We start from the raw sequence: 12,855 nt of genomic DNA, 5'->3' as shown, positions 1-12,855 counted from the left end.
ATGAGCTATCCAGAATATCCCCACAGCAGTTTTCCGGAGGAAATATGTGACTTACCGGGCATGCAGGATGTATCTGCAACAATGCGTCCTGTAATTGAGCAGTACAACGAAGCTTGGATTAATAATGATGTAGATGCAATGGCAGCAATTAATGAGAAGTATCCTAATCTGAAAAAGTCTCTTTTTAATGCAGACAAATTCAATGTGCTGCTGGATGGAGTAAAAGCAACGCAAAAGTTCTTTAAAGATGATGTAAATGCAATGATACAGGACGTTGCACAGAAAACGGTAGGTATAAATGATAATCCGTCTGAGGAAGAGAAAAAGCTGAATTCTTATTCCGCAGAAAAAATGGATTATTTGACGGGCGTCTCAATTGCCTCCAATTTATCGATTCCAGTAACGGCATGGAGCAGTGATCTGACCTATACGTTTAAATCGGATAAAATTTATGAAAATGATCAGGTGAATGTTTACTTTAGTTCCGACAGTATGGTTGCGGCGGCAAAAGCATTTATAGTGGTAAAAGACAATACCGGGGAAGGTAATCTTGTTCTGCAGGCGAGTAAACTTCCAAAAAGTGCATTAAATATCAGGAATATAGAGGTGGTGAGAAAGAATGGCTAAATGCGGTGTAACAAATATTGGCGGCGGCGGCGGAATTGGTTCCGATGAAGTCTCCGCTGCGAAAGAAAATGTATTAAGCGGAAAAACATATGTGGGAGTGGATACCGGGGACGAAATTGGTACGGGTACAATGGCAAATAATGGGGCTACTGGGAACCAGAGCCTTAATGCAGGAAGTTCGTTTATGATTAAAAAAGGATATCATGCACAGGATTTCTCGGTGGGGGCAAATAGTCTGGCGAGCCAGACATCTGGAACAGCTTCTGCAGGTCAGATATTAAGCGGACAAACTGCCTGGGTAAATGGAAATAAAGTAACAGGCAGCATTCCATTACAAAGTGGTGATGCATCCTCTGACCAGGTTTGGTCTACAAATAGAACTACATGGGGTGATGGAAATCTTTTTTTCGGTGTTAGAAATGGACATTACTTAAATGGTGTTAATTGGATAAGGTCATATGATGCGGCTTTTATACCAGCAAATATTAAGAAAGGTGCTAATGTTTTTGGCGTTGTTGGAACTTGGGAGGGATATGTTCCTGCCCCAAATGACTTATATTATAGAGGAAATAACATAGCCGGTTTTACATTTGGTAGTTCTGGAAAAAGGTCGTTCGAATCAGGAGGAATAAGGATTGCTGGGGATACTGTTGAATTAGTTGATCCTGGTGCTATTAATTTCAATGCATACAATTATATAAATGCAGAAATCTACTATGAGACTTTAACCCTAAAGCGCCCAACGGCAAATTTATCTATGGCGTTTATTGTAAGAAATTCCGCTGGTCAGTTAATAGCCCAATCTAATTCCGCTGAATTATCAAATAATGTATCTCGTACTATAAGCATCAATCTATCTAATATATCTTTAACAACAGCCCCTCGTATAAAATTTGTTATTGAAGGTCAATATTATTATGATGGGAATGATGGAAAATATTGGACAAGCATAAATTATGGTTCATGGAGCGGTTGGATATACAGAATCTGGTTGTCGTAAGGAGGATATTATGAATTTATACAGATTATGAATACTAAATTCAGTTTTAATAGAAACTTTTTTTGAAACCACATCTTCAAATGTAAACATATTATTTACCCTAAAAAATCATCTGAATCTATCTAAAAATAATAGAACATTGAGTAGAATAATTGTCATTAGCTGTACTAATTGGAACATAATTATTGCTGTTCTTGACTAATGTCAATAAACCAACTATAATATTGCAATAATACCATTTATTGGATATTACTATTTATTCCTAATAATGTATAATACTGGTATAATGTAATAATTTTAGCATCGTTTAAAGAATCATTATCAAAATAAAAAAGATAAAATAAGGAAGGACAACACATGCTGAAAAAATTAAAAGTTGGTAAAAGGTTATTAATCACATTTCTCATTGTGGTATTATTTTCAGGTCTTGCAGGAACCATAGGAATCCTGCTTATTCACACCGTTAATCAGGAGTATCAGGCCGAACTCCAGGATTATGGTTTTGCACAGGGGGATGTGGGAAGTCTTGGACAGGCATTCCAGGCTCACCGTGCAACCGTTTTATACATAATCTTTTCAGAAAATGCATCGGAAACAGATAAGCAAAAGCAGATTTTAAACACACAGATTGATACCATCAATCAGATGATGAAACAGGTGGAGACTCGTATGAAGACACCTGCTGAGAAAGAGCTTTACAGCCAGCTGGCTGAAAAAATGAATAAATATGAAGGCATTCGAAGCAATACCATAGAACTTGCTGACAAGTCCTCCCAGGAAGCTATGAAGGTCTTCCGCAGTCAGGCAGCCCCACTGGCTGCTGATATTGCAAGCACTATCAATACCATGCTGGCGAATAAATCCAATGACGGCAATGCGAAGTCACACCAGCTGGAAGTTCAGACAAATGTCTTTATCATGATCATGGTTCTTATCATACTTGGTTCCATCGCAGCTTCCGTATTTATCGCGCTCTACATTACCCGCAGTATTATCAAGCCAATCGACGAATTAAGAGACGTGGCGGACAAGATGGCGCAGGGAAATTTAGACTGTCATCTGGAATATACCTCTAGTGATGAACTGGGACATCTCGCTGAAAGCATGCGAACCATGATGGAACGAGTCTCCTACTATATGAATTATATTTCCACAACAACACAGCGTATGGCTGGAGGAGATTTTGATGTCCCTAATGATCCGGAAGAATTTAAAGGCGAATTTCGGAATGTGCAGCTTTCCATCCAGGCGCTCACTGATTCCCTGAATATTGTCATGAGTAAAATAACCCAGGCGTCCGACCAGGTAGCAAGCGGTGCCGAACAGGTGGCAAGCAGTGCTCAGGCTCTCAGCCAGGGAGCTACAGAACAGGCTTCCTCCATCCAGGAGCTGGCTGCAACAATTAACGATATCTCAGACAACATCAATCATAATGCCGAGAATGCAAAAGAGACAAATAGCCAGGTAGAGGCAACCTCTGCAGAGGTTGAATACGGAAAAACCCGGATGGAACATTTAAATTCTGCAATGGATACCATCAGCGAAGCTTCTTCTGAGATCAGCAAGGTAATAAAGACCATCGAAGACATTGCCTTCCAGACGAATATACTGGCCCTGAACGCAGCCGTAGAGGCAGCAAGAGCAGGTGATGCAGGCAAAGGGTTTGCTGTGGTTGCGGATGAAGTCCGCAATCTTGCCAACAAGAGTCAGGAAGCCTCTAAGAATACTGCGGCGCTCATAGAGCGGGCTCTTGCTTCCATCGAATCCGGTAATCATATTGCAAAAGAAACCAAGGAATCCATGGACCGCATCGTTGTATCGTCCCAGACAGTGGCTGATCTTGTTTACCAGATTTCCACCGCATCTGAACAGCAGGCTACTGCAGTTACCCAGGTTACCCAGGGCATTGACCAGATTGCAAGCGTGGTACAGACCAACTCCGCCACATCCGAAGAAAGTGCGGCCGCAAGCGAAGAGATGGCGGGACAGGCTCAGATGCTTAAATCACTGATGAAACAATTTCAACTTAAAGATTAAATAAATATTTTAAAAGAGGGTATGCTCATTAAGATTCTGAGCGATACCCTCTCTTCTTTTCCCATCTAAAAACTCTCTGTTACCCACCGTTCCACCTCAGTCTCTGTTCCAAGCACATAATGCTGCCCCTCAACGTGATGTTCCACTCCTGCCATATAATCAATCCCCAATTCTTTTACGTCATAGACATACGCTGTCCGCTTCCGTTCCGAGACAGGATCTGGCTGTGGAATAGCAGAAAGCAGAGACCTGGTATAAGGGTGAACTGGTTTGGAAAATATCTCTTCCGTTGTTCCAGTTTCCACCAAATGCCCCAGATGAAGAACTCCAATTCTGTCTGAAATATATTTAACCATAGATAAATCATGAGCAATAAACAATATGGCTGTTTTCGTCTGCTTCTGAATTTCTTTCATTAAGTTCACAACCTGAGCCTGAATGGAAACATCCAGTGCACTGATGGCCTCATCTGCTATAATCAGCTCCGGCTTCATAATAAGAGCTCTTGCAATTCCAATTCTCTGCCTCTGTCCTCCTGAGAACTGATGAGGATATCGATTGGCATGTTCCCTGGACAATCCCACCATATCAAGAATCCGATACACCCTCTTCTCTCTCTCCTCTTGAGTACTGCACATATGATGAATATCAAGCCCCTGGGCAACAATATCCAGAATCTTCTTTCTGGGATTCAGACATGCCATGGGATCTTGAAAGATCATCTGCATATTAGTTCTTAAACGCTTTGTCTCTTCGGCAGAGATTCTACCCGATATTTTTATTCCCTGAAACCATACCTCCCCGGATGTAGGTTCATACAGACGGATCACAGACCTCCCAATGGTAGATTTTCCGCTTCCCGACTCTCCTACCAGGCCATAGGTCTCACCCGGATAGATCCGGAAAGATACCCCATCCACTGCTTTTACGGAAAACTTCCTTCCAAGCTTAAAATGCTGCTTTAAATCTTTGACCTCCAAAAGCGGTTTCTTATTTTCCTCCACCGAATTCCACCTCCTTCCCCAACCTCTTAATTCTTTCCTTTAATGCCTCCGGCATTGACACGGCTGGCGCATTTTCGTGAAGCAGCCAGGTTGCTGCATAATGTGTTTCCGTAACCTGAAACATCGGTGGTTCCAGCCTGTAATCAATGTTTAATGCAAACCGGTTTCTTTCTGCAAATGCATCCCCTTCTGTTTTATTTAGCAGATTAAACGGGCTTCCCGGGATGGTATAAAGTACCTCATCATCCGTATCTAAATCCGGCATGGCAGATAATAACCCCCAGGTATAGGGATGTCTGGGATCATAAAAGATCTCTTCAGAAAGCCCTTTTTCTACTACTTTCCCCGCATACATGACTGCTACATAATCAGCCACCTTTGCAACGACACCCAGGTCATGGGTGATGTAGATCACAGAAATTCCTGTCTTTTCCTGGATTTCCTTAATCAACTCCAGAATCTTAGCCTGAATGGTTACATCTAACGCTGTGGTCGGCTCATCACAGATCAATATTTCAGGATCACAGGACAGGGCGATTGCAATCACAACTCTCTGTCTCATTCCTCCGGACAGCTGGTGCGGATAGCTTTTCATGCGCTTTTCCGGCTCCGTTATGCCCACCAGATCAAGAAGCCTTACAGCCTTATCATACGCTTCCTTTTTACTGGTTTTATAGTGATAACGCATCCCCTCCATAATCTGGCTTCCAATGGTCATGGTTGGGTTTAAAGATGTCATGGGATCCTGAAATACCATGGCAATCCGCCTTCCGTTAATGCGGCGGCGCATCTCTTTTTTGCTGAATCGCAACAGGTTCTCATTTACCTCTTCCCCGCTTTTACGTGAGGTGAAATGAATCGTCCCGCTTTTTATTTTTCCATTTCCGCTTAAAATCCCCATGATTGCTTTTACAGTCACTGATTTACCAGAACCTGATTCCCCTACAATCGCAAGAGTTTCGCCCTGATATAAATCCAGATCAACTCCCCTGATAGCATTTACTTCACCGGCAGTGGTCTGAAACGAAATGGATAAATCTCTGATTGACAAAACCTTATCTTTATTCATAATCTACCCCCTACATCTCTTTCATCTTCGGATCGAACGCATCCCTCAGCCCATCTGCCAGCATATTAAAACTCAGCATAATAACTGCCAGAACCAGCACCGGAGATATAATCATATACGGATGAGTCGTAAAGGATTTAAATGCATCACTGATCAGGGAGCCCAGAGACGCTAACGGTGCCGGTACTCCCAGTCCGATGAAAGCCAGAAATGCCTCCGTGAAAATAGCATTTGGTATGGAAAACATAGACATAATAATCAGCTGACCAAAAATATTGGGTAGTATTTCCTTAAATATCAGATAGAAATCCCCAGCACCTAATGTTCTGGAAGCAAGGATAAATTCCTGCTCCTTCAGCTTCAGCACCTGGGCTCTTGCAACCCGGTTCATGCCAATCCAGCCAGTGATGGCAAGTGCCAGTGTAATAGTTGCAAGCCCTGGTTTTAACACCAGCATAAGAAGTGTAACAATGACAAGGGTGGGAATTCCATTTAAAATCTCTGCAAACCGCTGCATGGCATTATCCACTGCACCGCCGAAATATCCGCTGATCAGACCGTAGCTCATACCAAAGCACATGTCAACAAGAACCGCAACTAACGCTATATAAAGAGAAATTCTGGTTCCCATAAATGTCCTGGTAAATATATCTCTTCCCAGTACATCCGTGCCAAACCAGTAATAAGTATTCTCAAGTCCGGTTGTCTTTTGAGGGTCTTTATACCGGTTTACCGTAACTTTACCAGTAGAAGTATTCATGGTTTCCGAACCATCCATAACTCCTAAGCGTTCCAGAATGGGAACTCTGGGCGCAAGATTCTGGTTCGCTATAATCTGTTCATTGTATGTATATCCATTCATATACGGCCCGGCTATCGCCATGAAAATAATAAAAACAATTGCAATAAATCCTGCTGCCGCTCCTTTGTTTTTTAAAAAGGATGCGATGACATCTTTCCAGTACGACTGTGCCGGATAAACCCGGTCGATCCCTATACTGTGATTTTCCGCCGGTATAAAATCATCCGGCTTAAATTCAAATGTTATTGTTTCCGTGTTATGACTGCTCATAATCATCCTCCTTTGCCAGCCTGATCCGGGGATCAATAAGACCATATAAAATATCTACAGCAAGCATGATTCCAATGTACATAGCACTGTAAATAAAAGCCAGTGTTACGATCACATTATAATCATTGGACTGGATGGCAGTAACCAGAAGGCTTCCGATCCCCGGTATAGAGAAAATCTTCTCCACCACCAAAGAGCCGGTCATCAGGCTGACAACAAGGGGTGCCAGAACTGTAACTATGGGAATGAGTGCATTTCTTAACCCATGAACCAGGATCAGTCGCCCTCCCGGCAGCCCTTTACTCTCTGCAAGAAGCATATAATCCGATCCCAGAACCTCCAGCATTTCCGTTCTTGTAAACCGGGCAACGGTTGCCACCGTAAACATGGCTAAGGATATGGTTGGAAGAATGGAGGATTTTATCGCTTCCTGCTGCTGATACAACAGTGGAAACCATTTGAATTGATATCCCAGTGTATAAGACAGCCCCAATGCAAACACATATGACGGAAGACTGACGCCAAGAACCGATATGACTGTTGTCATGGTATCAAATACCGTATTGTGCTTTAAAGCCGCTATAAGCCCCAACACCAGTCCCACCAGCGTTCCCAGTAAAACTGCCTGCCCTCCGATTCGTATGGAAATTGGTAGTCTTGTTGCCAGAAGTGTGGTAATCGACGTATTCTTTGAAATAGTATAGGATACCCCAAAGTCACCGGAAAGCATATTTTTTACATAGTTAAGGAAGCGTATAAATACCGGTTTATCCAGACCGTATTTGGCATTCAGCAGCGCCACCTGAGACTGGGTCAGTTTTTCATCATTGAACGGGGAACCCGGCATCAGCTGCAGCATCAGGAACAAAATAAGCAGTATCGCCAGCAAAGTTGCCGCCGAAATGCAGATTCTCTTTACAATATATCGTTTCACAAACGTTACCCTCCCAATTTAAGCAGCCAGAATATAAAACCCGCAAAGTCTTATTTCTTAGTTGTATTCTTAAAATAACGATTGATCGCGATGGAGTGGAATTCCACACCCTCAACACCGGCCTTCTGCATCACTGCATTACCCTTCTGGTAAACCGGAAAAATAACTGCATTGTCACAAACGATTTTTTCTGCACCGATTAAAGCTTTCCACCTTGCTGCCGGATCAAGTGCAAGTTCCCCTTTTTTGGCAGACTGGATAATCGAATCATATTCTTCATTTGACCAGAATCCATAGTTGTTTGGGCTGTCAGTAATCCACATATCAAGATAAGTCATAGGGTCTGCATAGTCCGGTCCCCAGCGGGTAAGACCAATCTCAAATTCACCTGCCTGCATACGCTCTACACGGTTTTTCTTAGGCATCTGCTCTAAGTTAATGGTGATTCCGGGAAGTGTGGTCTGAATCTCTGACTGAAGGAACTGTGCCACATTGATAGCAGATTCCGTATCCTCTACAATCATAGTGTAGGTCAGGCTCTCTACTCCCAGTTCTTTTTTCGCTTCTTCCCAGTATTTTAAAGCTTCTGCCTTATCCGTTTTAAAGTAATTGCTGCCTGCATCCTCCCGGTAATCCTTTCCATCGGGACCAGTTGCCAGAAGGGTTGGAACTGCAAAGTACGCAGGTATAGAACCGTCCTTTAAAATATTTGAGCAAACAGCCTCTTTATCAAAACAGAGAGATAAAGCCTTTCTTAAATTGAGGTTCTCAAGACCTGCCACTTTGGTATTGGGTGACATATACCATAAATAACCTGCCATAATATTCTTAAATTCCGGATCTGCCTGGAACTGCTCCACCTGCTCACCGGAAAGTGTAACTAAGTCTAAATCTCCGTTCTGATATGCAAGCATTGCCTGCTGGGAATCTTTAATAACCTGATAATTAATACCATCCAGCTTTACCTTTCCGGCATCCCAGTAATCCGGATTTTTCTCCAGTGTAATGGTAGTTGCCGCCGGTTCATATGCCGTAATCTTAAATGGCCCATTTGAAAGCAGGGTATCCGGTGTGCTGGCATACTGATCTGCGCACTTGGTAAAAAATTCTTCGTTCACCGGATAGAACGTGGGGAACGCCATCAGAGATTCAAAAAATGGTACCGGAACATCAAGTTCCACCTTTAATGTCTTATCATCAACCGCAGTAACACCCAGTTCTTCCAGTGGCTTTTCACCAGAGGATACCGCATCCGCATTTTTAATTCCTGCAATTCCTACGATAAAAGCGTATTCACTTGCTGTTACCGGATTAACTGCTCTTCTCCAGGCAAATACAAAATCCTTGGCAGTAACAGGTGTTCCATTGGACCATTTCGCATCCCTTAAATGATAGGTGAGAGTCAGTCCATCTGCACTCTTATCCACACTCTCTGCCAGAGCCGGTACTGGATTCCCGTCTGCATCCAGTTCATAAAGACCATCTGTCGTGTCCGCAATCACCTCGAACGAGGTTCCATCCGTCGCAATCTGGGGATCCATGGAAGCGACCTCCACATCAATATGTACATTTAATGCATTTCCTTTTGCAGCCGCAGATTCCTGTGTCTGAGCAGCTGCCTGCGTTTCACTGGTGGAAGAAACAGCAGGTTTGGAATTCCCACATCCGGTTAATGACCATACCATTAATCCGGATAATCCCAGTGACACCAGTTTTTTCATGGCTTTTCTCATTTAATTACCTCCCCATTCTTTTCATTTAAAAATAACAAAGGCATCTGGCAGAATTATATTCTGATCAGACGCCTTAGTCATAATTTTCCATAACCTTATGATATTTTTTGAAATTTGTCAATATTTTGAAGTGTTTAATCTATTTAATAAGTTTAATTAGTTAATATTTGAATCTATTAGTTTATATATAGTAGTAAACAGTTAAATATATTAACATTATCTGTAATTTTTCTATATAAATATGATTGTACTAAAAAAATAAGACGAAGAATTTTATCAATTCAACGTCTTTCTTTCATTCTTTACGTTTCCAGTCCGTACCGTTCTTCCAGCGTACTTCTAAGAATATCTACAATCCCCCCTGCATCAATCCCCGTCTCGTCCACGGTAATATCCGCATATTTCTCGTAATAAGGGATACGCTCATCGTACAGATCCTTTAATGTCATCCCCTCTTTCAGTACAACCCCACGGTCTGTTAAATTGCCCAGCCGTTCCTCTACTTCCTCATAGCTGAGCTTTAAATAGACCACTGTACTGATTTTTTTAAGATGTTCCATTGCTTCCTTTCCATAGATAACACTGCCTCCCGGAGCAATTACACTGTTATGCACGGAAAGCGTTGCATTCACCCGGTTCTCCACATCAAGAAATCCGTCCTGACCTTCTTCGGCAATTATTTCTTTTAATAGTCTTCCTTCCTGCTCCTGGATTACAATATCCACGTCAACAAAGGAATAACCGAGCCGCTTAGCTAACAGAACTCCCACGGTGCTCTTACCAGAGGCAGGCATTCCGATTAAGGTGATGTTGTCCAGATTCTGGTTCCTTTTCATTTCCTTTTCCTCCTGTCCTTTGACTTTTTATCCGGCTTTCTCACCGAGTAACCAAAGCTGCCCACTTTTTTTCCCAATTCGAAATACTCTCCATGAGAATAAGAAATCAGCTTTGACTGGTTTAAATGGAATTTATTATGTTCATCCATGTACTGGCTGTCCACCGTTACTCCAACAACCTCAGCCAGAAAAAGATCATGACTTCCAAGAGGCTTAATCTCCGTTACCCTGCAGGAGAGAATTACCGGACTTTCCGCGATTCCGGGCACTAAGGTATTCGTTAAGGAACAGGGGGTTAATTTCATATCTGCAAATTTATCTACGTCTCTGCCGGATTTAACGCCACAGTAATCCGCCGCCCGGACCAGGTCCGCTGTCACCAGATTAACGGCAAATTCACCTGATTCCTTAATGATATCGTAGGAATAACGCTCCTTCCTGATTGAAACAGACAGCATGGCCGGGGAAGAGCAGATTGTCCCAGCCCAGGCCACCGTAATAATATTGGGTCTTTCACCCTCCCGCATACAGCTTACCATAACTGCAGGTACGGGATAGAGCATGTTACCCGGTTTCCAGTCTATCTTGCCGGCTGACTTTGCCGGTCCCTGCTCTCTGTTCGTTTTTTCTCTCATGAAGACGGCCTCCTCTTATTCCTGCACTGCCAGCATAATTCCGGGAATCAGCTGCTTTTTCCTGGATACAACACCCGGGAGACTTACCAGATGCTCTTCCTGGCTTTCCACTGCCTCTTCTGCGCGGAATGCAGTTGTGATCATCTGTTTTGCGCCCTGACCCTCACATAGCAGAACCGTAGATTCCGTAAGTATATTGGTCAGCATAAAGAACATCATATCTACCCCATGTTCCTCTCTTGCTTTTTTCATATAGGGAAGCATTCTTTCTTTTAATTCTTCCAGCTCTTTTGCGTTTAAAGAGCTGATCTGTCCCACTCCGAAGTTCACTTTTCCAAAGGTAAACTTCTTAAAATCCTGATAAAAGATCTCAGCATCTGTCTTTCCTTTTAAGTTGCTTCCTGCCGCAAACATAGATGAAGCATACTTCTCTATCTGTATTCCTGCAATCTCTGCCAGGCTGAGCGCAGCTTCCTTATCCGCCTTTGTACAGGTAGGAGAACGAAACAGCAGTGTGTCAGAGATAATCGCACTGCATAAAAGACCTGCAATTTTCGGTTCAATCTCAGTATGGCTTTCCTGATACATCTGATATATGATTGTAGCAGTACAGCCAACGGGCTGGTTGCGGAAGAATACCGGTGCGATGGTCTCCACCGTTCCCAGTCTGTGATGGTCAATAATCTCCAGCACTTCAGCACTTTCCATACCCTCAACGGCCTGGGAACGCTCATTATGGTCAACCAGAATCAGCCGTTTTCCCTTTGCTCCAAGTAAGTTCCGACGGGAAATCATGCCCTTATATTTACCATTTTTGTCGAGAACAGGGAAATCACGGTGACGCTTACTTGCCATCACGTCCTTAATATCGTCAATATAATCCTCCACTTCAAAGGTAATCAGCCCTTCTGTCTTCATAAAATAGCTGATGGGGATGCTCTGATTCACCAGACGTGCGGCGGTATAGGTATCATAAGGAGTTGTCATGACTGCACAGCCCCGTTCCTGTGCCAGCTTCTTAATAGTCATTGAGACTGCTGCTCCTTCACAGACAATGATACAGGCCGCTTCCATCTCAATGGCACAAAGCTGGGATTCATAACGGTTGCCCAGTATGACCAGATCCCCCTTGGCAATATAGTATTCCATCATATCCGGATTGGCTGCAGCAATCAGTACCTTACCATTATTAAAATAATCTCCAGGATCTCCGACTACCATGTCTCCTTCCAGTGTCTCCATAATATTTGCATACTGCGTATTGGCTTTTGAGAGAATACTGCTGTCATAAACGTTCATATAAGATTTGGCAATATCACCTACTGTAATAAGTCCCTCCAGCATTCCATCATCCGTCACAGCCGGAATGGTCACAACGTTGGCTTCCTGCATCAGATTCCAGGCATTTTTCAGAGATAAGTTTTTCTTTACCCCTCTTATTTCCCGAATCTCTATATCAAGCACCTGCGTCTTCACATTTTCAATCAGTTCAGGAGCTTCCACCCCAAAATAATTAAGTACAAACTGTGTTTCCTCATTAACCCTTCCAGCTCTTCCGGGCTGATAATCTGCGTTCGTCAGCAGCCTTTTTAAATTAGCATAACAGAATGCGGAACAGATGGAATCCGTATCCGGGTTTTTATGTCCAATTACAATTGTTTTCCTGTTTCTGCGGTTCTCTTCCATGCTTTCCTCCTTTATTTCATAATCTGTTTACACAGCGTTCATATTGTGTTCATATGTGTTTTTTATACTAATTGTATAGAAATCAAACAGCAAAAAACGCTTAAATAGTCAAATTGCACATAGATTTTTCATAATTGCCCCGACTGCCTGGCAGCCGGGGTCTCCTCATGTTACGAGGTTTATTCTTTGTGAAGTATTCCCATTATATCATAATTTAGTAAA

11 protein-coding genes are annotated in these 12,855 nt (G+C 42.8%); 3 read left to right on the top strand and 8 right to left on the bottom strand.

Translation table 11 applies throughout. The features are described from left to right. The 3 genes from CRO04_RS18390 to CRO04_RS18380 all read left to right on the top strand — a co-directional run bounded on the left by CRO04_RS18390 (position 1) and on the right by CRO04_RS18380 (position 3,664). Positions 1 to 627 carry a hypothetical protein gene (locus CRO04_RS18390; RefSeq protein WP_141401005.1) on the top strand — a complete coding sequence of 209 codons (627 nt, stop codon included), beginning with the start codon at positions 1 to 3 and terminating at the stop codon, positions 625 to 627. After that, complete coding sequence (locus tag CRO04_RS18385; RefSeq protein ID WP_097005701.1) at positions 620 to 1,627, top strand: hypothetical protein; 1,008 nt, start codon at positions 620 to 622, stop codon at positions 1,625 to 1,627. The genes CRO04_RS18390 and CRO04_RS18385 overlap by 8 nt, the downstream gene beginning before the upstream one ends. A 357-nt stretch (positions 1,628 to 1,984) precedes the next feature. Then, entirely contained in the window at positions 1,985 to 3,664 is a 1,680-nt protein-coding gene (locus tag CRO04_RS18380; protein ID WP_097005700.1) for a methyl-accepting chemotaxis protein, read from the top strand. A 65-nt stretch (positions 3,665 to 3,729) separates the two neighbouring features. On the opposite strand, the gene CRO04_RS18375 is transcribed toward CRO04_RS18380, so the two are convergent. From CRO04_RS18375 to CRO04_RS18340, 8 genes are all read right to left on the bottom strand, one after another. Continuing rightward, the gene (locus tag CRO04_RS18375; RefSeq protein WP_097005699.1) at positions 3,730 to 4,668 is read right to left on the bottom strand and encodes an ABC transporter ATP-binding protein; all 939 of its coding nucleotides are present in this window, start codon (positions 4,666 to 4,668) and stop codon (positions 3,730 to 3,732) included. Then, entirely contained in the window at positions 4,655 to 5,737 is a 1,083-nt protein-coding gene (locus tag CRO04_RS18370) for an ABC transporter ATP-binding protein (protein WP_166432611.1), read from the bottom strand. The genes CRO04_RS18375 and CRO04_RS18370 overlap by 14 nt, the downstream gene beginning before the upstream one ends. Positions 5,738 to 5,747: 10 nt before the next feature. Then, on the bottom strand, positions 5,748 to 6,809 hold the full coding sequence (locus tag CRO04_RS18365) for an ABC transporter permease (RefSeq protein ID WP_097005697.1): 1,062 nt from the start codon (positions 6,807 to 6,809) through the stop codon (positions 5,748 to 5,750). Further along, positions 6,796 to 7,743 carry an ABC transporter permease gene (locus CRO04_RS18360; protein ID WP_097005696.1) on the bottom strand — a complete coding sequence of 316 codons (948 nt, stop codon included), beginning with the start codon at positions 7,741 to 7,743 and terminating at the stop codon, positions 6,796 to 6,798. The genes CRO04_RS18365 and CRO04_RS18360 overlap by 14 nt, the downstream gene beginning before the upstream one ends. A gap of 50 nt (positions 7,744 to 7,793) precedes the next feature. Continuing rightward, the gene (locus CRO04_RS18355) at positions 7,794 to 9,476 is read right to left on the bottom strand and encodes a peptide ABC transporter substrate-binding protein (RefSeq protein WP_097005695.1); all 1,683 of its coding nucleotides are present in this window, start codon (positions 9,474 to 9,476) and stop codon (positions 7,794 to 7,796) included. Positions 9,477 to 9,778: 302 nt separating this feature from the next. After that, positions 9,779 to 10,312: a shikimate kinase gene (locus CRO04_RS18350; RefSeq protein WP_097005694.1), complete on the bottom strand. Its 534-nt coding sequence runs from the start codon at positions 10,310 to 10,312 to the stop codon at positions 9,779 to 9,781. Next, a complete protein-coding gene (locus tag CRO04_RS18345; protein WP_097005693.1) occupies positions 10,309 to 10,947 on the bottom strand; it encodes a flavin reductase family protein in 639 nt (212 codons plus the stop codon). The genes CRO04_RS18350 and CRO04_RS18345 overlap by 4 nt, the downstream gene beginning before the upstream one ends. Before the next feature lie 15 nt (positions 10,948 to 10,962). Further along, a complete protein-coding gene (locus tag CRO04_RS18340; RefSeq protein ID WP_097005692.1) occupies positions 10,963 to 12,633 on the bottom strand; it encodes a putative manganese-dependent inorganic diphosphatase in 1,671 nt (556 codons plus the stop codon). Between the last annotated feature and the right edge of the window lie 222 nt (positions 12,634 to 12,855).

The organism is Lacrimispora amygdalina, from assembly GCF_900205965.1.
In the GTDB taxonomy this organism is placed as follows: Bacteria; Bacillota; Clostridia; order Lachnospirales; family Lachnospiraceae; genus Lacrimispora; species Lacrimispora amygdalina_A.
Note: the sequence above shows the minus strand (reverse complement) of the source record. Positions and strands in the feature narration are given on the sequence as shown.

Bases quoted from the DNA above. Each gene is read 5' to 3' on its own strand.
- CRO04_RS18350 (WP_097005694.1), bottom strand. From the start codon at position 10,312: ATGAAAAGGAACCAGAATCTGGACAACATCACCTTAATCGGAATGCCT.
- CRO04_RS18345 (WP_097005693.1), bottom strand. From the start codon at position 10,947: ATGAGAGAAAAAACGAACAGAGAGCAGGGACCGGCAAAGTCAGCCGGC.
- CRO04_RS18340 (WP_097005692.1), bottom strand. From the start codon at position 12,633: ATGGAAGAGAACCGCAGAAACAGGAAAACAATTGTAATTGGACATAAA.
- CRO04_RS18380 (WP_097005700.1), top strand. From the start codon at position 1,985: ATGCTGAAAAAATTAAAAGTTGGTAAAAGGTTATTAATCACATTTCTC.
- CRO04_RS18385 (WP_097005701.1), top strand. From the start codon at position 620: ATGGCTAAATGCGGTGTAACAAATATTGGCGGCGGCGGCGGAATTGGT.
- CRO04_RS18390 (WP_141401005.1), top strand. From the start codon at position 1: ATGAGCTATCCAGAATATCCCCACAGCAGTTTTCCGGAGGAAATATGT.
- CRO04_RS18355 (WP_097005695.1), bottom strand. From the start codon at position 9,476: ATGAGAAAAGCCATGAAAAAACTGGTGTCACTGGGATTATCCGGATTA.
- CRO04_RS18370 (WP_166432611.1), bottom strand. From the start codon at position 5,737: ATGAATAAAGATAAGGTTTTGTCAATCAGAGATTTATCCATTTCGTTT.
- CRO04_RS18365 (WP_097005697.1), bottom strand. From the start codon at position 6,809: ATGAGCAGTCATAACACGGAAACAATAACATTTGAATTTAAGCCGGAT.